This is a genomic window from Streptomyces sp. NPDC006510, assembly GCF_040611955.1.
Classification (GTDB): domain Bacteria; phylum Actinomycetota; class Actinomycetes; order Streptomycetales; family Streptomycetaceae; genus Streptomyces.
On sequence record NZ_JBEXPH010000046.1, the window covers coordinates 31072 to 49084 of the forward strand.

General features: G+C 66.2%; 13 protein-coding genes and 7 pseudogenes. 7 read left to right on the top strand and 13 right to left on the bottom strand.

Translation table 11 applies throughout. The features are described from left to right. Window positions 1-48: 48 nt before the first annotated feature. Both ABZY11_RS16700 and ABZY11_RS16705 read right to left on the bottom strand, forming a co-directional pair. Window positions 49-708 (bottom strand): NAD(P)H-dependent oxidoreductase, encoded by a 660-nt coding sequence (locus ABZY11_RS16700; RefSeq protein WP_356479831.1) that lies wholly within the window; start codon window positions 706-708, stop codon window positions 49-51. A 121-nt stretch (window positions 709-829) separates the two neighbouring features. Beyond that, window positions 830-1078, bottom strand: a pseudogene (locus ABZY11_RS16705) (IS5/IS1182 family transposase); the annotation flags it as partial. Window positions 1079-1319: 241 nt separating this feature from the next. On the opposite strand from ABZY11_RS16705, the gene ABZY11_RS16710 reads away from it, so the two are divergent. Together ABZY11_RS16710 and ABZY11_RS16715 are read left to right on the top strand one after the other, a co-directional pair. After that, window positions 1320-2048 carry an NAD(P)H-binding protein gene (locus ABZY11_RS16710; RefSeq protein WP_356479832.1) on the top strand — a complete coding sequence of 243 codons (729 nt, stop codon included), beginning with the start codon at window positions 1320-1322 and terminating at the stop codon, window positions 2046-2048. A gap of 60 nt (window positions 2049-2108) precedes the next feature. After that, a pseudogene (locus tag ABZY11_RS16715) lies at window positions 2109-2338 on the top strand (helicase associated domain-containing protein); the annotation flags it as partial. Between the two features lie 358 nt (window positions 2339-2696). Here the strand turns inward: ABZY11_RS16715 and ABZY11_RS16720 are convergent. The 5 genes and pseudogenes from ABZY11_RS16720 to ABZY11_RS16740 all read right to left on the bottom strand — a co-directional run. Then, window positions 2697-3050 (bottom strand): annotated as a pseudogene (locus tag ABZY11_RS16720) (IS1380 family transposase); the annotation flags it as partial. 293 nt (window positions 3051-3343) lie between these two features. Beyond that, window positions 3344-3775 carry a hypothetical protein gene (locus ABZY11_RS16725; protein WP_356479833.1) on the bottom strand — a complete coding sequence of 144 codons (432 nt, stop codon included), beginning with the start codon at window positions 3773-3775 and terminating at the stop codon, window positions 3344-3346. Window positions 3776-4155: 380 nt separating this feature from the next. After that, window positions 4156-4308, bottom strand: a pseudogene (locus ABZY11_RS16730) (restriction endonuclease); the annotation flags it as partial. A gap of 132 nt (window positions 4309-4440) precedes the next feature. Further along, complete coding sequence (locus ABZY11_RS16735) at window positions 4441-4629, bottom strand: hypothetical protein (protein WP_356479834.1); 189 nt, start codon at window positions 4627-4629, stop codon at window positions 4441-4443. Window positions 4630-4811: 182 nt separating this feature from the next. Further along, window positions 4812-5223: pseudogene (locus tag ABZY11_RS16740) on the bottom strand (VOC family protein); the annotation flags it as partial. A 337-nt stretch (window positions 5224-5560) separates the two neighbouring features. Here ABZY11_RS16740 and ctaD point away from each other — a divergent pair. Continuing rightward, window positions 5561-7204 carry a cytochrome c oxidase subunit I gene (ctaD, locus tag ABZY11_RS16745; protein WP_356479842.1) on the top strand — a complete coding sequence of 548 codons (1644 nt, stop codon included), beginning with the start codon at window positions 5561-5563 and terminating at the stop codon, window positions 7202-7204. Beyond that, entirely contained in the window at window positions 7201-7590 is a 390-nt protein-coding gene (locus ABZY11_RS16750; RefSeq protein ID WP_351265461.1) for a cytochrome c oxidase subunit 4, read from the top strand. The genes ctaD and ABZY11_RS16750 overlap by 4 nt, the downstream gene beginning before the upstream one ends. A 9-nt stretch (window positions 7591-7599) precedes the next feature. Here ABZY11_RS16750 and ABZY11_RS16755 read toward each other — a convergent pair whose 3' ends face one another. After that, window positions 7600-9240 (bottom strand): cytochrome bc complex cytochrome b subunit, encoded by a 1641-nt coding sequence (locus ABZY11_RS16755; RefSeq protein WP_356479835.1) that lies wholly within the window; start codon window positions 9238-9240, stop codon window positions 7600-7602. 427 nt (window positions 9241-9667) lie between these two features. Between ABZY11_RS16755 and ABZY11_RS16760 the strand changes: the two genes are divergently transcribed. Together ABZY11_RS16760 and ABZY11_RS16765 are read left to right on the top strand one after the other, a co-directional pair. Then, entirely contained in the window at window positions 9668-10168 is a 501-nt protein-coding gene (locus ABZY11_RS16760; protein ID WP_356479836.1) for an IS3 family transposase, read from the top strand. A gap of 89 nt (window positions 10169-10257) precedes the next feature. Next, entirely contained in the window at window positions 10258-10683 is a 426-nt protein-coding gene (locus ABZY11_RS16765; protein WP_356479837.1) for a hypothetical protein, read from the top strand. 483 nt (window positions 10684-11166) lie between these two features. On the opposite strand, the gene ABZY11_RS16770 is transcribed toward ABZY11_RS16765, so the two are convergent. From ABZY11_RS16770 to ABZY11_RS16785, 4 genes are all read right to left on the bottom strand, one after another. Then, complete coding sequence (locus ABZY11_RS16770) at window positions 11167-12150, bottom strand: pyridoxal-phosphate dependent enzyme (RefSeq protein WP_356479838.1); 984 nt, start codon at window positions 12148-12150, stop codon at window positions 11167-11169. 144 nt (window positions 12151-12294) lie between these two features. Beyond that, window positions 12295-12846 (bottom strand): Imm21 family immunity protein, encoded by a 552-nt coding sequence (locus ABZY11_RS16775; protein WP_356479839.1) that lies wholly within the window; start codon window positions 12844-12846, stop codon window positions 12295-12297. Window positions 12847-13697: 851 nt separating this feature from the next. Beyond that, window positions 13698-14807: a ParB/RepB/Spo0J family partition protein gene (locus ABZY11_RS16780; protein ID WP_356479840.1), complete on the bottom strand. Its 1110-nt coding sequence runs from the start codon at window positions 14805-14807 to the stop codon at window positions 13698-13700. Further along, a complete protein-coding gene (locus ABZY11_RS16785; RefSeq protein ID WP_326770378.1) occupies window positions 14807-15469 on the bottom strand; it encodes a ParA family protein in 663 nt (220 codons plus the stop codon). Before ABZY11_RS16785 ends, ABZY11_RS16780 begins: the two co-directional genes overlap by 1 nt. 385 nt (window positions 15470-15854) lie before the next feature. Here ABZY11_RS16785 and ABZY11_RS16790 point away from each other — a divergent pair. Further along, window positions 15855-16666 (top strand): annotated as a pseudogene (locus tag ABZY11_RS16790) (phytanoyl-CoA dioxygenase). Window positions 16667-17266: 600 nt separating this feature from the next. Here ABZY11_RS16790 and ABZY11_RS16795 read toward each other — a convergent pair. Continuing rightward, a pseudogene (locus ABZY11_RS16795) lies at window positions 17267-17841 on the bottom strand (helix-turn-helix domain-containing protein); the annotation flags it as partial. Between the last annotated feature and the right edge of the window lie 172 nt (window positions 17842-18013).

An 18013-nucleotide genomic window follows, 5' to 3' on the forward strand; every position in this document is an offset into this window, starting at 1 on the left:
GCCCGGCGGAATATCAGCTGACACCAGGCGCCAGCCCCTCGGCCGGGCTCATTCCTCGGCCCGTTGGGTGATGGACGCCTCGGTACGGTCGCCCAGGAATTCGTACCACCGGCGCTCCAGACAGACGTAACGCACATCGGCTTCGACGAGGCTGAGGAAACCGGCCACGGTTTCGGACAGACGTTGCTGCAGCCCCGGGTCGATCAGCGTTCCGTCCTCCGCGAAGGCCTGGTAGCTGTTGGCAAGGCTGAACATGTCCGGGTAGACACGGGTACCGAGGTGCTCCAGGGGGACCCTCAGTGCCCACAGCCCTCGGTTGCCGCCGACCAGGGACGGCGAGGCGGAGACAAGCATCGCGTGCTTGGTCTTGAACGGCTGCGGCCGCACACGCGAGACCCAGTCGATCGCGTTCTTCAGCAGGCCCGGCACGGAGGCGTTGTACTCGGGGGAGGAAATGACGAAGGCGTCGGCCTGTTCGATCCGGTCACGCAGCAAAAGAGCGCCGTCCGGCAGTCCTTCGGCGGCCTCCGCGTCACCGTCGTACAAAGGCATGCCGAAATCGTGCATCGCAGCGTGGTCGACGGTGGCGCCGGTGTCGGAAATCAGCCGGGCCACGAGCGACGCGAGGCGGGCGTTGGATGAATCGGCCCGCAGTGCGGCGCCGAAAACAAGCACCCGCAGCGGGCCGGGCTGGGCCTCCGTGGGCATGTGGTACGTCCTTTCGTCGCAGGGGCCCGTGCTTGGCCCGGGCACCACGCGGACCATTGGTTCCATGGTGAGGCCTTCACCCTCCAGGGGGCCGGAAGAGCTCACCCGAAGGAAGGAGGAGCTTCAGCCGGTTGATCAGTCGCTCGACGGTGTTGCGATCACGGTAAAGACCGGCGTCGAAAGTGACGGGACGACCGCCCCGGCTGCCCTTCTTCTTGCGGTTGGCCACCTGGTCCTTCTTCTCCGGGATAACCGCCTTGATGCGGTGTTTACGCAGGTGGGCGCGGTTGGCGCGGGACGAGTACGCCTTGCCCGCGGCGACCGCGCCCGGTCGGGTGCGGGGCCGGCCGACCGGCAGACGGCCCCGGACCGTCACGGCCATCCTGTCGCCCCCAAACGACCTCATCCTCTTCTGCGGCATGTCGGTCGGGTTCGAAGACGTCACAGCGGGCGACGCCCGCATAGGCCAGGCGCCGCTCGACGAAACGGTCACGTTCATCGACGGTCTCTGACACCACCCGTCCTCGGTCCATCAACGAGCCGTTTCATGCCACACCCACATAGCAGCTCATATGCCATATTGCGCATGTAATCCTGACGAAAGGCGTGTCATGAAGATCGCAGTCATCGGCGGTACCGGACTGATCGGGTCGCAGGTCGTCAAGAACCTGAACGCCGCCGAACACGAGGCGGTACCGCACTCGAAGTCCACCGGAGTCGACATCATCAGCGGCCAGGGACTGGACGAGGCGGTGGCGGGAACCGACGTCGTCGTCAACCTGACGAACTCCCCGACCTTCGACGAAGCCTCCCTTGACTTCTTCCGGACCTCGATGGACAACCTCCTGGCCGCGGCCCACAAGGGCGGCGTCGGCCACTTCGTCATCCTCTCGATCGTCGGCGTGGATCAGGTGGCGGAGCTGGACTACTACCGCGCCAAGGCGCTCCAGGAGAAGATCCTCACGGCCGGGCCGATCCCCTACTCGATCGTCCGAGCCACGCAGTTCATGGAGTTCGTGGACGCAGTCCTGTCGTGGACCGCTAGCGCAGACACCATCCGGCTGCCCGCCACGCCCATCCAGCCCATCGCCTCCAAGGACGTGGCGGACGCGGTGGCGGAGGTTGCCGCCGGCGCCCCGCTGAACGGCATCCGCAACATCGCCGGCCCCGAGATCTTCAGCCTGGACGAGCTGGGCCGGATCACCCTGTCCCACAAGGGCGACAACCGTACCGTCGTCATCGACCCCACCGCCGGCATGTTCGCGGTCGTCAAGGGCGACGTCCTCACCGACAAGAACGCCCGCCTCGCCCCCACGCGCTACACCGACTGGCTCTCCTGACATCCCCGCCTCCCGCGTGTCCTGTCCCAGCCCGGCAGTCTTTTCGTCGCGCGCGCCGGGCAGCAGGCGTTCCAACGGGGTCTGGCTGCCCTCGCGCAGTGGGTGGAACGGGAAGGCGCCCACCGGCCTGTACCGCGCGGCCACGCCGAGGAGATCGCGGTCAACGGCGAGACGGAGCCGGTGGTCGTGAAAAACTGGGGGTGTGGTGCTCGAACGCCCGCGCGAGGCGGGACAAGCTCACGGCAGAGCAACTGGACGCGCTGCGCGAGCTGGGCATGGAATGGGCGTGACGCAGGCTGTGGTCGGTCGTTGGGCCTGAGGTCAAGCGAAGTGCACAGAGACCCCGGGGATGTCGCTGTCTCCCGTGGTCTCGTGCTACCGGCGGGCTGGCAGCTCTTCAGGCACTTGGGCGCGGGCCTGCAACGCAGGGTGCAACACGCGCGCTGCGTTGCAGCCCGTGTTGCACGACGTGACCCGGGCCGTGGTGCTGAGAGCAGCGCGTGTGCCGAATCCGTGCAGCGGATCGCGGTCTTCTTCGCGAGGCCGAAGACCTCGGCGAGGTGGAGTCTGGGGCGTGTTTCGAACTTCTCCCGGGCGCCGGGGCAGCAGTGGAGTGTGCGTGGCCAGCGCGGCCAGGAACCCGCGGTGCACGGCATGGAGTTGAAGCGCATGGCCGTGGGTGAACGCACGCAGGAACGTGCCCAGCGTGGACTGGGCGCGAATCCTGCAGAACAGGGCCGGCATCGCGCCGTGCCGCAGGACGTCCAGGTCGTCGATGCTGTCCGTACCCGCGACCATCCCGGCCACGATGCTGGTGACCTTGGCATCCGCTGCGGCACCCGCACCGTTCTTCGCTCCGATCAGCTTCACCTTGTCCGTCACCAGAGCGGCGAGATCGCACCGCTCGGCCAGCCGCATGACCGGGACCAACCCGGCATGCGCGATCGGATTCGGGTCATCGAATACAGCGGAGACCGCTGCCGGAGTGTGGGAAGCTTGCATCTACGAGGTGCCTTGCTCATTGTGCGTGCTGGAAGCGTCAGAACTCCCATCATCGCAGGTCAGCAGGCACCTCTCCTCGTTTCCTCATCCACAGGACGCAAGTCACTCGATGGATCGAGGCTTAGCCTGACTCCAGGGTCGGCGGGTGACGAACACCGGGCCGCGGAATAAGGCTTTCAGCAGCCGGGGCAGCAGTCGCGGGGTACAGGCGTCCCGGTAGAGGTCGCGTAACCTTTCAGCCTGCCGTGGGGTTCCGCCTCCCGCGCCCGGACCGGGGAGGCGGAACCCGGGTGTCAGAGGCGCTGGAGGTAGACCGACTCGCCGAAGCGCTTGCCGAGCCAGATCTTCTGATCAGCTCCGCTTCCGATGAGGCGGAGGTTTTCGTAGATGCGGGAGCTGGTGCCGCCGGGGTTGACGGTGACCCTTACGCGGTCCAGGCACCAGTCGTCGTTGTTGTCGTTGCCCTCGAAGCGGAGGTAGACGGGGAAGCGGTCGGCATCGTCGGTGTCGAGGCGGGGCAGGCGCGGGTCGTTCCGCGCGGCGTCGAGCACGTTCGCGCCGTCGCCGAAGATGTACTCGTAGTTGTCGCCGGGTTCGAAGTCGTTGCGGGGGGAGTCCACGTGGAACTCCCGTCCGGCGACCCCGATGTACACGAAGCCGCCGGTACCGGCCCCCGGGTCGGTCGCCGTTACCAGCTGAACGCTGATCTTGGTGATGTCTGCCATTTGCGCCTCCATGCAGCAGATTCGACCCACTCGCATTCGAGCGGCCCGTACGAGAGCTGGTCCCCCGTTAGGCAGCCGTGGCGGCTGATACCGCATGAATGCTGATTGGATCTGTTGAGTGGCGCAGCCTCTGGCCACGCCACTCTCAGTGTTCAGGCAATCTCTCTCCGGCATCAGGCTTCTCTGGCCGAGCGGGGCGGCGCGTGGAAGCATAAACACACACCGGATGCGCGGCGATGCCACATCCGGCGCTGGCCGAGCACAGCCACGGACCGGGCACATGCCGGTCCTCTAATAGCAGTAGTCAGTCACCTGGAGAGCAGTCGGACAACGCTGACCAGCGAGAAGCCGACTGTGAGGTTCTGGGTGGCCCCATCGGGCTACGGGGCGGCTGGGAGAGCTTCTGTGAGACGGTCCAGCCGTTCGTAGAGGGCCCGCACGAGGCGGGCGCGATTCTGGGCGCAGCGCGCGGTGCCCTCTATCGGTGCGGCTTCGCGGAGGACGGCTTCGGCGAGGGCGCCGCGGCCGTCGCTGGGGTGCTGGAGGTGCCGCAGTCGGCCCCCGCGTGACGCCAGGGCCGCCGCCTCGTTGGACAGTGCGACTCCATAACGCCGGGCCCCGGGGATGACTGATCCCCCGGGGCCGTAGGTGTGTGCGACTCGGGGTCAGATCTCTCCGGCCGCCGTGGCGGTGAGCCAGGTGGCGGCTTCGGCGTCAGTCAGGAGCCGCGCCTGCGTCTGGTGGGCGGTGCCGTCCTGGACGACGTGGACGCGGCCCGGGTGCGCGCTGAACTTCGGGGCGGGGCCGGCTACCGGGGCGAAGCGCTGCCAGGTGTCGGCCGTGACCCGCGCCACGATCACAGTGGCGAACTGCTCGCGGGCGGCGGGCCCCAGGACACCGGTGGTGGGCCGTCCGTCGAAGAGGACGTGGATGCGGGCCTGGCATCCCTCGTACAGGACTTCCTCGAGCGCGGCGACGGCCGGGGGACTTCTGCGGGTCCCCCTTCTGCCGGAACCTCTCCCAGTAGCGCGCAGTCGAAGATCTCCGCGTAGAAGATGACGGCGTCGAACGCGTCACGGGTCTGGAGGCCCAGCCGGACCGGGGCTTTGCCTCGCCCCACCGACCAGGTCAGGGCCGGGCCTTCCCAGAATCCGAACACGGCACCGTCCCGGTCCGCGGCGATCCCGGCACGGCCCTCACCCAGGACCAGAGGGCCGACGGCGAGGGTGGCGCCGCGCTCGCTGATCCGTCCCGCTGTCTCGTCTGCGTCCCCGACGGCGAAGTACGGGGTCCAGACGGCCAGATGGTCACCGCCTTGGCACGATCCCGGCGACCGGTTCACCATGTGCCAGAGCCACCGAGAACTCGCTGCCGAGCATGCTGGGCCTGACCGTCCAGCCCATGACACCGGCGTAGAAGAACTGTGCCGCGCGCAGGTCCCGTGCTATCAGGCTCACCCAGCAGGGCGCACCGGCCACCGGCACGGTTGGTTCCGAAGGCTGTCGACTGAGTGGTGCGGCCCCGGCGCTCGCACCGGACGTGACGACATTCCGGCTCATGACCGCCTGGCGTCCTGGACGATGCGGGCCCCTGGGACACCCGATCGGAACACCGGTGAATTGGTGAAATTCGAGGTGTCACCGCCAGTCGTACGGGTCGTCCACGGTGGCAGGCTCCACCATCGAGTCAACCGGGAGGGACGGAGAACTGATGGCGCAGGACCTGCAGGAAGCCGCGTCGGCCGCGCCGGTGGCCAACAAGCGCATCAATGCCGGTGTGAGACTCATGGGATGGCTGACGACCACCGACCACAAGGTCATCGGCAATCTCTATATAGTCACGGCGTTCGGGTTCTTCCTGCTGGCCGGAGTGCTGGCCATGCTCATGCGCGCGGAGCTGGCCCGGCCAGGACTGCAGATCGTCAGCGCGGAACAGTACAACCAGCTGTTCACTGTCCACGGCACCATCATGATGCTGCTGTTCGCCACGCCGATGTTCGGCGGCTTCGCGAACGCCATCATGCCGCTTCAGATCGGCGCGCCCGACGTCGCCTTCCCCCGCCTCAACGCGCTCACCTACTGGCTCTTCCTCTTCGGCGGACTCATCGTGGTGTCCGGATTCGTGGTGCCCGGCGGCGCGGCCCACTTCGGCTGGTTCGCCTACGCACCGCTGAACAGTGCCGTCTTCTCGCCCGGCGCCGGCGGAGACCTCTGGACTATGGGCCTCGTGCTGTCGGGGATCAGTACGACCCTGGCATCGGTCAATTTCATCACTACGATCGTCTGTCTGCGAGCGCCGGGTATGACCATGTTCCGGATGCCGATCTTCACCTGGAACGTACTGTTCACCTCGATCCTCGCGCTGCTCGCGTTTCCGGTGCTCGCCGCCACCCTGCTCGCCCTAGAAGCCGACCGGAAGTTCGGGGCCCATGTTTACGACGCCGCGAACGGCGGGGCGCTGCTGTGGCAGCACCTGTTCTGGTTCTTCGGCCATCCCGAGGTCTACATTGTCGCGCTGCCCTTCTTCGGAGTGGTGAGCGAGATCATTCCCGCGTTCAGCCGGAAGCCGATGTTCGGGTATTTCGGAATGGTGATGGCCACGATCAGCATCACCATGCTCTCGGCGGTTGTCTGGGCCCACCACATGTTCGCGACAGGAGCCGTTCTCCTGCCCTTCTTCTCCGCCATGTCGTTCATCATCGCCGTGCCCACCGGTGTCAAGTTCTTCAACTGGATCGGCACCATGTGGCTCGGCAGTATCTCGTTCGAGACACCCATGCTCTGGGCGATCGGCTTCCTCGTGACTTTTCTCCTCGGCGGCCTCAGTGGAGTGCTGATCGCCTCACCCCCGCTGGACTTCCATCTCACCGATTCGTACTTCATCGTCGCCCACCTCCATTACGTGCTCTTCGGAACAGTAGTCTTCGCGATGTTCGGCGGCTTCTACTTCTGGTGGCCCAAGTTGACCGGACGCATGCTGGATGAACGCATCGGACGTATCCATTTCTGGACCTTGTTCATCGGCTTTCAGCTGACCTTCCTGGTCCAGCACTGGCTGGGTGAGGCCGGAATGCCCCGGCGTTACGCCGACTATCTCGCGGCGGACGGCTTCACCTTGCTCAATACGATCTCGTCCGTCGGCTCCTTTCTGCTGGGCCTGTCGACACTGCCGTTCCTGTACAACGTGTGGCACACCAGCAGTTACGCGCCCAAGGTCGAGGTGGACGACCCGTGGGGGTTCGGCCGTTCCCTGGAGTGGGCAACCTCCTGTCCGCCGCCGAGGCACAATTTCCGGGCTTTGCCCCGCGTGCGTTCCGACTCGCCGGCCTTCGACCTGCACCATCCCCTCACGCCGGAGAAGCAAAAGCCGGGCCTCGGCCGAGGCGGGTCCCGCTCCGCATCGGGCGCTGAAGAGGAGTCGGGCGAATGAAGACCGAGGCCATTGTCTTCGCCGGGGTCGCGGGGTTCTTCCTCGTGACCGATGTTCTCTACGCCGTGTGGTCCCGTGATCCGACAGGCACGGCGGCTCTCACCGTCTCGTTCCTCATGGCGTTGCTGGTCACGTTCTTCTTCGCCACCAACTACCGGAGGAAGGGCCTGCGCCCCGAGGACCGCGGGGACGGGTACATCCACGAGCGGTCCGGTCCGGTGGACTTCTTTCCTCCGCACAGCATCTGGCCGTCACTGACAGCCGCGGGGATGGCCCTGCTCGCCATCGGTGTGGTGTTCGGTCTGTGGCTGTTCCTGATCGGGCTGGGCTTGGTCCTGGCGGGGGTGTTCGGAATGGTCTTCCAGTACGTGCGTGTCCAGGACTGAGGGTGGTTCTCAGTCCTCGCGTTCGCGGACCGGCTCCGGCCGTGTCGTCCGCTCCACGATCCGGGACCGTTGCTCCTCCGTGACGGGCAGTTCCACGAGGTCCCCGTAGTACCAGCCGCTCAGTACGGTCCGAAGCCGTCGCCGACTTGAGATCGGGCCCTGCGCGGGGAGCTCCAGGGGTGTCGGGACATCACGCATCAGGATGCGGTAGCGGGCTGTCGGGCTCAGGCCACGGCGGCTCTCCGAGAGATCGCCGTTCACCGACTGTGTCACCTGGCCGGTCTCCTCGCCCTCGGTCAGCCGATGGAGGTCCCGCATCTGAAGGGCGAGGCAGAGGCGTTTGGTCAGCGCGAAGGCCAGGAGTGGGGCGGCGATCAGCGCGGTTCTGAGGATCCAGGTCATGACCTCGACCGAAACCCTGAACGAGAAGGCTACGACGTCGTTGCCGCCGGCGACCAGGAGAACGGCGTAGAAGACGATGGCCGCCACGCCGAGCCCCGTACGGGTCGGCCGATTGCGCGGCCGGTCGCACAGATGGTGTTCCCTGTGGTCGCCCGTCACCCACTTCTCGAAAAAGGGATAGAGGAAAAGCACTGTGAAGACCACGCCTGGCAGCACGATCGCTGGAATGAACACATTCCACATGACGGTGTGGCCCGCAATGTCGGTCTCCCATGGCGGCATCAGCCGGAGCGCGCCCTCCAGGAACCCGACATACCAGTCCGGCTGTGCGTTACCCGAGACCTGGTTGGCGCGGTAGGGGCCGTAGTTCCATACGGGGTTGATCTGGGCGAGCGCGCCCAGCAAGGTCAGTACGCCGAACACCATGAGGAAAAAACCTGTGGTCTTCGCGGTGAATTGAGGAAACGCCGGTGAGCCGACGGCGTTTTCGTTGGTCTTCCCCTGACCCGCCCAGTGGGTGTGTTTGAGATAGACCACCAGGATGAGATGAGCGGTGATCAGCGCCACGATCAGGCCGGGCACGAGCAGGACATGCACGGGGTACAGACGGGGGATCACGGCATCGCCCGGGAACTGTCCCCCGAAGACAAACAGCTCCAGGTACGTTCCGACGACAGGGATCGACCCCACAATGGTGGCCGCCGTCCTCAGGCCCGTACCGGACAGCAGGTCATCGGGCAGCGAGTAGCCCGCGAATCCTTCGAGAAGCGCGAGTACGAACAGTGTCACGCCCACGATCCAGTTGGCCTCCCGCGGTTTGCGGAAGGCGCCGGTGAAGAAGATCCGCAGCATATGGATGGCGATCGCGGCGACGAACACGAGTGCCGCCCAGTGGTGGATCTGACGGATCAGCAGGCCTCCGCGCACGGCGAAGCTGATGTTGAGGGTGGTGGTGTAGGCCTGCGTCATCCTCACCCCCTGAAGGGGCACATAGGAACCGGTGTAGACGCTCTCCATCATGCTCGGGTCGAAGAACAGAGTGAGGTACACGCCGGTGAGGAGCAGGACCACAAAGGAGTAGAGGGCGATCTCACCGAGGAGAAAGGACCAGTGGTCGGGAAAAGCCTTGCGCAGCAACTGCCGGGCCAGCTCGCTGACGGGCAGGCGCCCATCCACCGCACCGTAACCACTGACCGCCGTCTTCCCGGCCCGGGCCTTCAGCTGCGCCTTACGCCTCCGCAGGGGCATGCACCACTCTCCCGTCGATCTTCCTTCCACCCCCGCCCCTTATTGTTACGGTTCGCTCTTTATGGGTAGCGCATTACTCGAAGGGACTACGCAGAATCGCGGTATCGGCACCTGATCGGCCGACCTGGCCCTGACGTGCCGGGTGGCGCCGCGCGGGTGCGTCGGCCCCACCACGCGAGCGATATGCGGGGCCTCGCCGCCGCAAGGACTGATGCGCGTCGCCGCGTCGCCCTCGACGGTATGACGTGGGCCGCAAACGGGTCGAGCGCCTGATGCGCGAGGCCGGCATCGCGGGCGTCAGCCCGCCGGGGCAGCTTCACGCGCCGCGATCCCAAGGCCACGCTCGCCCCGGACCTGGTCGAGCGTGGCTTCACGGCGCCCACTCCGAACCGGCTGTGGGTCACCGGCCTCACGATGATTGCGACCAGTGAGGGACTTGTGGCTGTCGGCGATCCGGGACGCGTTCTCCCGCCGGGTGGTGGCCTGGGAGACCTCCGCCTGCGCGGACGCCGACCTGGTCCTGGCCACCCTCGAGTACGCCCTCGCCTCCCGCGAGGTCGAGCCCCGCACACTCGTCCACCACGCCGACCACGGCTGTCAGTACACGTCTGTGAAGCTCACAACTCGCTCGGTGCAGGCGGGAGTTCACGCATCCATGGGCTCGGTCGGGGACTCGTACGATGACGCTCTCGCGGAGAATCTGTGGATACTGATCAAGACGGAGTGCATCCGCGGGTGCGTCTTCGCCACCCGAGCCGAGGCGAACCTCGCACTATTCGAGTACATCGACGGCTTCTATAACTCCCGGCGCATCCAGAAACGACTCGGCCACCTCAGCCCGGTCGAGTTCGAGCAGAAGCACTACGCCGACCAGGCAACGGCCGAACGAACGAACCTGAGAGTCCGTCAACCCGCCCTGACCAGCTGATCAGCACCTCCCGCACACCGGGGGAACCTCAACCCGGCTGTACGTCCGGCACGCCAAGTACATGGTGGGGGTCAAGCTTCGGCGCGCTCATGCGCCAGGAGGCCCGTAAACTGCAGGGCCTGACAGCCGGGGCTGGGGCGCACATCAACTGTGAGCCGCTGAGAGCCGACGGCGACAAGACGTTCGCCGGGGTGGTGGCCAAAGAGGTAGGGGCCATCTCCGTCCTTGCCCGGATCACAGATCACTCCGAGGGCCTGGTCACGCCGGCGCTCTACGGGATCGAGGTGGACACGGTCACGGAGTCCACGGTCGACGAGCCGTCCGTGTTCGCCCGCCGGATCATCCACCTTCGCAGCTACCTCGGTGCGTACACCGGGGCGTTCCGCACCGGCGACGTCGTCTACCTGTCCGGCCGGTTGGTCCACATCCAAGGACCCGATGCGCACAGCGGCTTCGGCATCGAGCTGACCCCGTGGTCGGCAGCCGAGTCCTTCCTCGCCAACCTGACCCGCTGAGCCATGCGTACGGCGCCCCGCGTCCACGGCCGGCGCAACCTTCACCTCTACCCCGGCGACGACCCCTCAGAGCTCATCCCCCGCATCCCGCGCGCTGTCCTGACGTGGGGTGTGTTCTTACGGCACCCGCACCCGCACCACGGCAGCAGCTGCGGCTGCGAGTGGGACGAAACCTGGCGCATGATCTGGGCATCGGCCCTTGCTGGCCAGGTTCGTGAAACCCCCCTCCCGGCCTCCGCTGTGCGCGGCAGGATGTACACATCGCTCCAAACCGGTGAAAACTCGCATCCTGCACTAAATTCGACCGACAGAAAGGCAGTGCTGGCGGCCTGCTGGCAAGGGGCCGGTATGGCGAGACATCCGGATGACTGGCAGGCTGCCAGGAGGCCGTACAGCCGGTTTCGCCTGTCCTGAAAAGGCATTGAGTGCTCCGTACGGGTGAGGAGGGTGTGGCCGGCACTCTCTGAGGGACCGTTCGAGCGCTTAACAAGACCTGTGGACGGGAGCCGCGCCGACCCAGCGGTGGTAGGCGTCCACGTCGACATTGCTGCCGCACACGATGGTGACCACGTGTCGGCCGACGAAGCGGTCGCGGTCTTCGAGGATCGCCGCGATGCCGAGCGCGGACGACGATTCGACGATGAGGCCGGCGTAGTGGAGGAGCATCCGCATACCGGCGGTGATCGACGCCTCCCGAACCAGGATGGCGTCGTCGGCGACCAGGAGGAGGTCGTCCAGGACGGCCGGGATGGGACGCCGGCCGGCGACGCCATCAGCGATGGTGTTGGTCGAGTCGGTGGTGACGACGCGCCGCCTGTGACACGAGTGTGTCATCGCCGGTGCGCCCAGCGGCTGGACGCAGATCACCTCGACTTCGGGTGTCAAGGTCTTCACCACATGACCCACGCCGGTCGCCAGAGCCCCACCGCCGAGAGCGATCAGGACAGTGTCGAAAGACGGCACGGTGTTCGCCAGTTCCAGGCCGATGGTTGCCGCGCCCTCGCAGGTCTCGATGTCCAGGCTGTCTTCGAGCAGCCGGATGCCGTCGCACCGCGCGATGGCCGCGGCCCGCTCGCGAGCCATCTCGTGGTCGCCGTCCACCAGCTCCAGCCTGGCGTCCAGTGCGCGGATGCGATCAAGCTTGGCCGCTGTCGCAAAGCGTGATGCCACGACGGTGACGTCGAGTCCCCGGCCGCGACCGGACCATGCGAGGGCTTGGCCGAGGTTGCCCGCGCTGGCGCACACCACGGCTCGCGGGCCATTGTCGGCGAGCAGGCTCGCGACTACCTCGGTGCCTCGGGCCTTGAAGCTGCGGACCGGGTTCGCCGTTTCGAGTTTGATGCTCACCGTGCACCCGAGGTCGGGCTCCAGCGCCTCGCAGCGGTGCAGCGGAGTGTCGAGAAAAGCCGGGTCGATTACCCGGCGAACCGCCCGGATCCGAGCAGTGTCGAGGCGCGTCTCCCGCATGACACAGCAGCGTAGGGCCGCTGGTGCTGTTTCGTGAGGAATTGAAGGGTAAGCCGGTTGGCGCATGGTCAGGCGGCTGCGTCTTCCTGGTATTCGACCAGGACGCCGTTTCGAGCCGGGCGCGTGCGCGGACCATGCGGTCGTTCATTTGTAGAGTGCTCCGACCCTTCGCCCTGCAAAACCGTGACGTGTACCGCTGGACCACGACGTCGTGGTCGGAGGACGCTCAGGTTCTTTTCCCGAGCTCTTCGACTCGACGGGAGTTGCGTTCCCCTGTCGGACCCGTCTCTGCGAGCACATGCGGCGTGGGTGCTCGGCCCTTGTCGAGGCGGTGACTCGACCCGCCTCGATTGAGCAGGCGCGACCGTAGTCGCCTTCGTCAGCGGGGTGGTTGCGCGGGCAGGCAGTCCAGTACTGGCATACCGATTCCGGGATCAGGATTAGGGGGCCGCCCATTGATGTGACCCAGGCGTGTGTCATTGCGAATCGTCGTTCAACTGCCTCATGGTGGGGACAGTGCCGTTGCGCCGGCTGATCTTCGCCGTATCGGAGCCCCAGTCTCCAGCAGCGGTCCGCTGCCATTTGACCGCGAGGGCGAGTGATGCTGAGGGGTGCGAGCGGGGGCTGCGGTGGGCAGCTCGGTGGTGAGCTGGAACAGAGCGGTTGAGCGAGCTCTGCGAGCCTGATGCTGAACATAGAGGAGCAATAGCAGTCCTACGAGGCGGTCTTCGGGCTTGAGGATGTCGTCGTGCAGCAGCCAAGCGAGCGATGGCCCAGCGGGCCTCGTCTGTGTACAGCACGATCATCTGTAAGGAATCCCGGCAGGCGCGGGTGTCCGGAATCCAACCGGCCGCGAGAAGATCGGTACCGCTCCCCCACCGCCGGGCGGAAGAACGGGGCCGCAGCACTGTCAGGCCATCGTGGTCACGGGCTGCTTGGCTGCGGAGCTGTCACGAGCTCCTCACCCGTGACTTTGTGCAGTCGTTTCGTCAGCCTGTGCCGGTCGAGCTCGCCCAACCGCGCCATGAGAGCGTAGAACACCGGCTCCAGCCCGCCGGGCGGTAGCTGCCACTCCCCCGCAACGTCCTTCGGGGCATCCTGCGCCGGATGCTCGGCAGCCGGCAGAGCTGCCCATGGCTTCGAGCGAGGCTCCGGCAACGTCGGATCAGGCGGTCCGGCCGCCTCAGCGCCTGACTTGGGGGCAGTCGATTGAACAGGAGTGACCGACGGCGTCTCCAATTCTGGTGAGGGCTTGGCCATCTCAGGTCCTGCACTTTCAGGTTCGCTCTGCTTTACCGCGGTAAACCGGGTGCTCCGGGGGCTGCTGCGAGACAGTCGCAGGCTGCGTGTGCATCCGCTGCTTCTGCTTGCCCTTCTCCCAGCTCTCCAGTTCGGCAATCCAGGCCGCAACCCCTCGACTGTCAGCCGTGTGACCGAAGAACCTCGGCAGGTATGGGGTGCCCACTGAATCCGACCCCCGCCACGACAAAGCGGCCCCGCTCTCCCACCACCAGGTGAAAGAACGGGGCCGCCAATGACGCTTGACGCTATGCCTGGGAGTCCTCGACCCGGCTCGTCTCGCTAAGCATCACGCGCTGGAGTTTCTTTGTCAGCATGTGCCGGTCCAGCTCGGACAGTTCCTCCATCAGCCGGTCAAACCACCTTTCCCAGTTGGCGGCCAGGGCCTGCTTCTGCTCAGTGACAGGGGTCAGCTCGGCTTCCGGCGATTCAGGAGCGGCGTCGCGTGGCACAGGGACGGGCAACGCTTTGAGCGGGACAGTGCCCGGTGATTCGGCTGACAGCGGCTCTTCTACGCGCGACTCGGACTGCTCTGATCCTGCCTCCGAACTGGAGGATGTGTATACCGCGGTATACGCCGGCTCAGGTTTGGGCGCCGGTGCGGCGGGCTCTCTCGCAGGCCCGGGGCCGGGGGCAGGCACGGGGCTAGGGGCAGGCGTGGGGGATCCCTTCCTGTCCGCCTTCTGCTCCGCAGCCAACCGATCGGCCTTCCACGCGGCAAGCTGATCGCTGGGCGGCATCGCCGAGTACATCCGCATGTCACGGAACGCCTTGAGCTCGCCAGAGATGACGAGCGCTTGCATCTCCTCGGAGAGACGCAACAGACCGATGCGCTGACTGAACCACTGCTTCGACTTCTGCAGCTTCTCTGCAGCCTGCGTCTGGTTGCCGTTGGTCATCTCCAACATCTGCTGAAGGCCACGGGCTTCTTCGATGTAGTTGAAGTTCGACCGCTCGACGTTCTCTGTAAGAACAGCTGCGAGGAACCTGACGCGGGACTCGGCGATGTCCTCGCGGACATGTACGTCGAGCGTAGGGAGTCCGACATGGACGGCAGCCTTCCATCGCCGCTCCCCTGCGGCCATGACGATCCGGCAGTCCGGCAGCAGTTCCTCGTGTTCGGGGAACAGCTTGACGTAGCGGGCCCGGGTGATCCCGACGCACGGCTGAAGCTGCCCGGTGCGCATGCTGTTGCCGAGCTCTTCGAGCTTGACCGGGTCGAAGTCCTGGCGGGGGTTGAGGGGAGTGGGCGCCACCTGGTCGGGCGCCACGTGAACCAGGGTGGGCTTGCTGCTGCCGGGGGTGCTCTCCACGGCTGCTCCGGCCAGGGTGGCCAGGTTGAGTCGTCGGCCGGCCATCAGCGGCGGCCTCCGTATCCGAGCTCCAGCGCCAACCGGAAGTAGTCTTCGCGTGCTCGGAGCGTGGTGCCGTTGTCTGCGTACTGGGTAACGACCTTGCCTTCGGCCGCCGCACGGGTATGAATCTTGTACCGGCGGATCACGGTGTTGGCGCGTGGCCAGCCCATGGCGTCGATGTACTCAAGAGTCTCATCGCGGTCGGCCTTGCCGTCGCGCGGATCCCAGGCATTGACGACGACCTTGTACGGCAGCCCCCGGGGTGCGATCACCTGGGTGATAGTGCGCGCGGTCGGGTCGAACGCGAGAGGTTCCGGGGGGAGCGGGACCAGGACGTCATCAGCGATGTCGAGTGCGGCCGCGAGGATGTGCTCGTTCTCGAGGCTGCCGGGGGTGTCGATGAAGATGTGCTGCCGCTGGTCGCTGCTTCCGAGAACATCGTGTGTAACTGCTGCCAGGTTGACCGTGGTGGTCGTCTTGCCGACTCCACCCTTCTGGTTCGCGATGACGTGGATCTCAGCGCCCAGGTTCTTGAGCTCCGCGAGGCTGTCGGGGTCCTCGTGGGCAGTCGCGAAGTCGAAGGGGAGGTTGTCGCCGATCCGGTCGGCCCACCAGATGGTGGATCCCTGTGGGTCGGTGGATACAACGAGGATGGAAGAGGCCATGATGCTCCGTTTCCGTGTGCTTCCCGAGGGGTTCTCGGTACTCGGACTGGAACAGCATTGCAGATGATCGAGCCGGACATTTGCACCACCCTGGGTGTTCCGCGTGGCGGATGTATACCGCGGTATACGCGGACGCAGTATCAGCGCGGCTGACCTCTCGCAGGGAAGGTTGAGCGTTTCTCAGCAAAAATTGAGTAGGTCCAGGGCTTCGGAGCGGAGGGGGGTATAGCCGATTCGTGATTTTGAAGCGTCTGGGATGCGTGGCGGTGGGCGCCGTCGCGGAAGCTTCTTCTGAGAGGGGCAGGAAGGGGCTCGGTGAACACCCGACAAAAGCGGTGCGGAGAATGTCGGGTGAGCGGGACCGGTGCCGCCGCACGATGGGGGCATGGATGACACGACCTTGGTATCCCGCTTCCTCCACGACGGCTTCGTGAAGTTGGAGGGCGCCGTCGCCCCACGCGTGGCCGCGGACTGCGCGCGGCTGCTGTGGCGAGAGACGGGCTGCGACCCGGACGATCCAGCGACGTGGACGCAGCCCGTGCACTGGGTGGCCGGCATGGCACAGGGGCCGTTCGCCGCCGCACCCAACTCCCCGTCCCTGCAGCGCGCGTACGATCTGCTCGTCGGCGCGGAACGCTGGGAGCCGCGCTACTCGCTGGGCACGTTCCCGCTGCGCTTCCTGCACGAGGAGGAGCCGGACGACGCGGGCTGGCACATCGAGGGGAGCTATCTGCCGGAGGGCGAGAGCTGATACTTCACAAATCTCCGCTCCCGGGGCCGGACGCTGCTGATGCTGTTCCTGTTCAGCGAGGTCGGTGAGGAGGACGCCCCGACCCGGATCCGGGTCGGCTCACACCTCGACGTGCCGAAGGTGCTGGAGAAGTACGGGGAGGACGGGGCGAGCGGGCTGACCCTTGCGCCCGATCCGGTGGCGGCGTCCGGCCACCGGCCACTCGCCCTCGCCACCGGGTCCCCAGGCAACGTCTTCCTGTGCCATCCGTTCCTGGTGCACGCGGCGCAACCGCACCATGGCGTGCGGCCGCGCTTCATGGCCCAGCCGCCCAGATGCCTGCCGCGCCATACGAACTGGAGCGGGCCGACGGCGCGTACTCACCCGTGGAGATCGCGATCCGTCGGGGCCTGGGACAGGACACCCCCGGTCCGGACGGGGACGGCACCGACCGCAGCGCCGGGTAGACATGCTTCATCCGTACCTAGAACAGGGCAGAGGACCAGTGCCCGGCAGCGGCACGTCCGGCAGCGCCGCGCCCCCCGGCGCCTGACGCGGTACGTCGGCGCAGTCCGTAGTCAAAGAAGTCCAGGTCGAAGGCGCCAAGCACAGGATCGCCGTACGCGAGAACCGGCTCCCCCACCGTCTCCCCAGACAGCCAGGCATCAACGGCCACTCAACCTTCGCTGAGAATCGCTCAACCTTCACCGTGAGAGATCAGCGGCTGCCCGAACCGTCGGGTGACGGGGTCTCTGAACGGGCGAGGCGTATACCGCGGTATACGCCTCACCTCAGTCCCGTCTCTCCGGGGTGCATCTATCAGGTGCTGGTGAAGTCGGCCCGGGGCGCGGTTCCGGTCTTTCGACCGGTCCGTTTCCCCGGAGCCGCTTCCCGAACCGGGCATGCGACTTGGCACCGCACCCGGCTCTCCACAAGCCCCGAGGGGTTCGTGGTGGTTGTTCTCATCCCTCGGTCGGCCAGGGAGTAGGGATAGCTGCGCCCCGGTAGCGGTAGCGCGTGGTGCCTACCGTGATCGGGTCGAACAACTCCCTGTTCTCACTGGTCCTGCAGAAGACGACTTCGGGCTCACCGTCCTCGGGTATGACCTCGCCGCCGGCGATAGCGTAGAGATGCTCGATGCGGGCCTTCTTGGCCGCGTAGTCCGGGTCGCGGGAGGTCTTCCAGGTCTTCACGCGTTGAAAGGAGACTCCCTCCTCGCGGAGCAGGATGCGCAGGCCCTCGTGGCTGATGTCGTCGACCACCCCCTCGGCGACCAGGAAGTCGGCCGGCTTGACCAGGCTCCAGGCCGAGAACGGCAAGCCGTGCTCAGCCGGCCCGGACTTGGCGATCTTCTTGATCTCCCGGCGTTCCGGAAGGGTGAAGGTTCTCGGCCGGCCGCCCTTGTACTTCGGGTAGAGCGCCTCGAAGCCGTCCGCGTTGAAGTTGTGGATCACGTCCCGGACCCGGTCCGGGCTCGTGAACGTCACCTCGGCGATCTTCGCCACGGACATGCCCTGCGCGGACAGCAGCACCATCTGGGCCCGCCGCCAGGTCACCACCGAACCGGTGCCTCTGCGGTGATCCGCAGCAACCGCCTGCCCTCGTCGTCATCGATCTCCCGGACCTGGACACGTTCAGCCACGTGATCATTCTGACCGCCCGGCGCAGCAATCAAGCGACGCGTCACAGCGGGGCGAACGTTGCCTAATTCCTTCGTAACAGCGCCGAGTGGGGACCCTCAGTTCCTTCGTGCTGTTCGAGTACCGCACCGTGATGCCTGAACGTTGCATGGCGATCGACGCCTTGCATCGGAG

Excerpts from the sequence above, each read along its gene's own strand:
- ABZY11_RS16725 (WP_356479833.1), bottom strand. The coding sequence starts at position 3,775 with ATGGCAGACATCACCAAGATCAGCGTTCAGCTGGTAACGGCGACCGAC.
- ABZY11_RS16770 (WP_356479838.1), bottom strand. The coding sequence starts at position 12,150 with ATGCGGGAGACGCGCCTCGACACTGCTCGGATCCGGGCGGTTCGCCGG.
- ctaD (WP_356479842.1), top strand. The coding sequence starts at position 5,561 with ATGGGATGGCTGACGACCACCGACCACAAGGTCATCGGCAATCTCTAT.
- ABZY11_RS16785 (WP_326770378.1), bottom strand. The coding sequence starts at position 15,469 with ATGGCCTCTTCCATCCTCGTTGTATCCACCGACCCACAGGGATCCACC.
- ABZY11_RS16780 (WP_356479840.1), bottom strand. The coding sequence starts at position 14,807 with ATGGCCGGCCGACGACTCAACCTGGCCACCCTGGCCGGAGCAGCCGTG.
- ABZY11_RS16755 (WP_356479835.1), bottom strand. The coding sequence starts at position 9,240 with ATGCCCCTGCGGAGGCGTAAGGCGCAGCTGAAGGCCCGGGCCGGGAAG.
- ABZY11_RS16700 (WP_356479831.1), bottom strand. The coding sequence starts at position 708 with ATGCCCACGGAGGCCCAGCCCGGCCCGCTGCGGGTGCTTGTTTTCGGC.
- ABZY11_RS16775 (WP_356479839.1), bottom strand. The coding sequence starts at position 12,846 with ATGTTCAGCATCAGGCTCGCAGAGCTCGCTCAACCGCTCTGTTCCAGC.
- ABZY11_RS16765 (WP_356479837.1), top strand. The coding sequence starts at position 10,258 with ATGCGCCAGGAGGCCCGTAAACTGCAGGGCCTGACAGCCGGGGCTGGG.
- ABZY11_RS16710 (WP_356479832.1), top strand. The coding sequence starts at position 1,320 with ATGAAGATCGCAGTCATCGGCGGTACCGGACTGATCGGGTCGCAGGTC.
- ABZY11_RS16750 (WP_351265461.1), top strand. The coding sequence starts at position 7,201 with ATGAAGACCGAGGCCATTGTCTTCGCCGGGGTCGCGGGGTTCTTCCTC.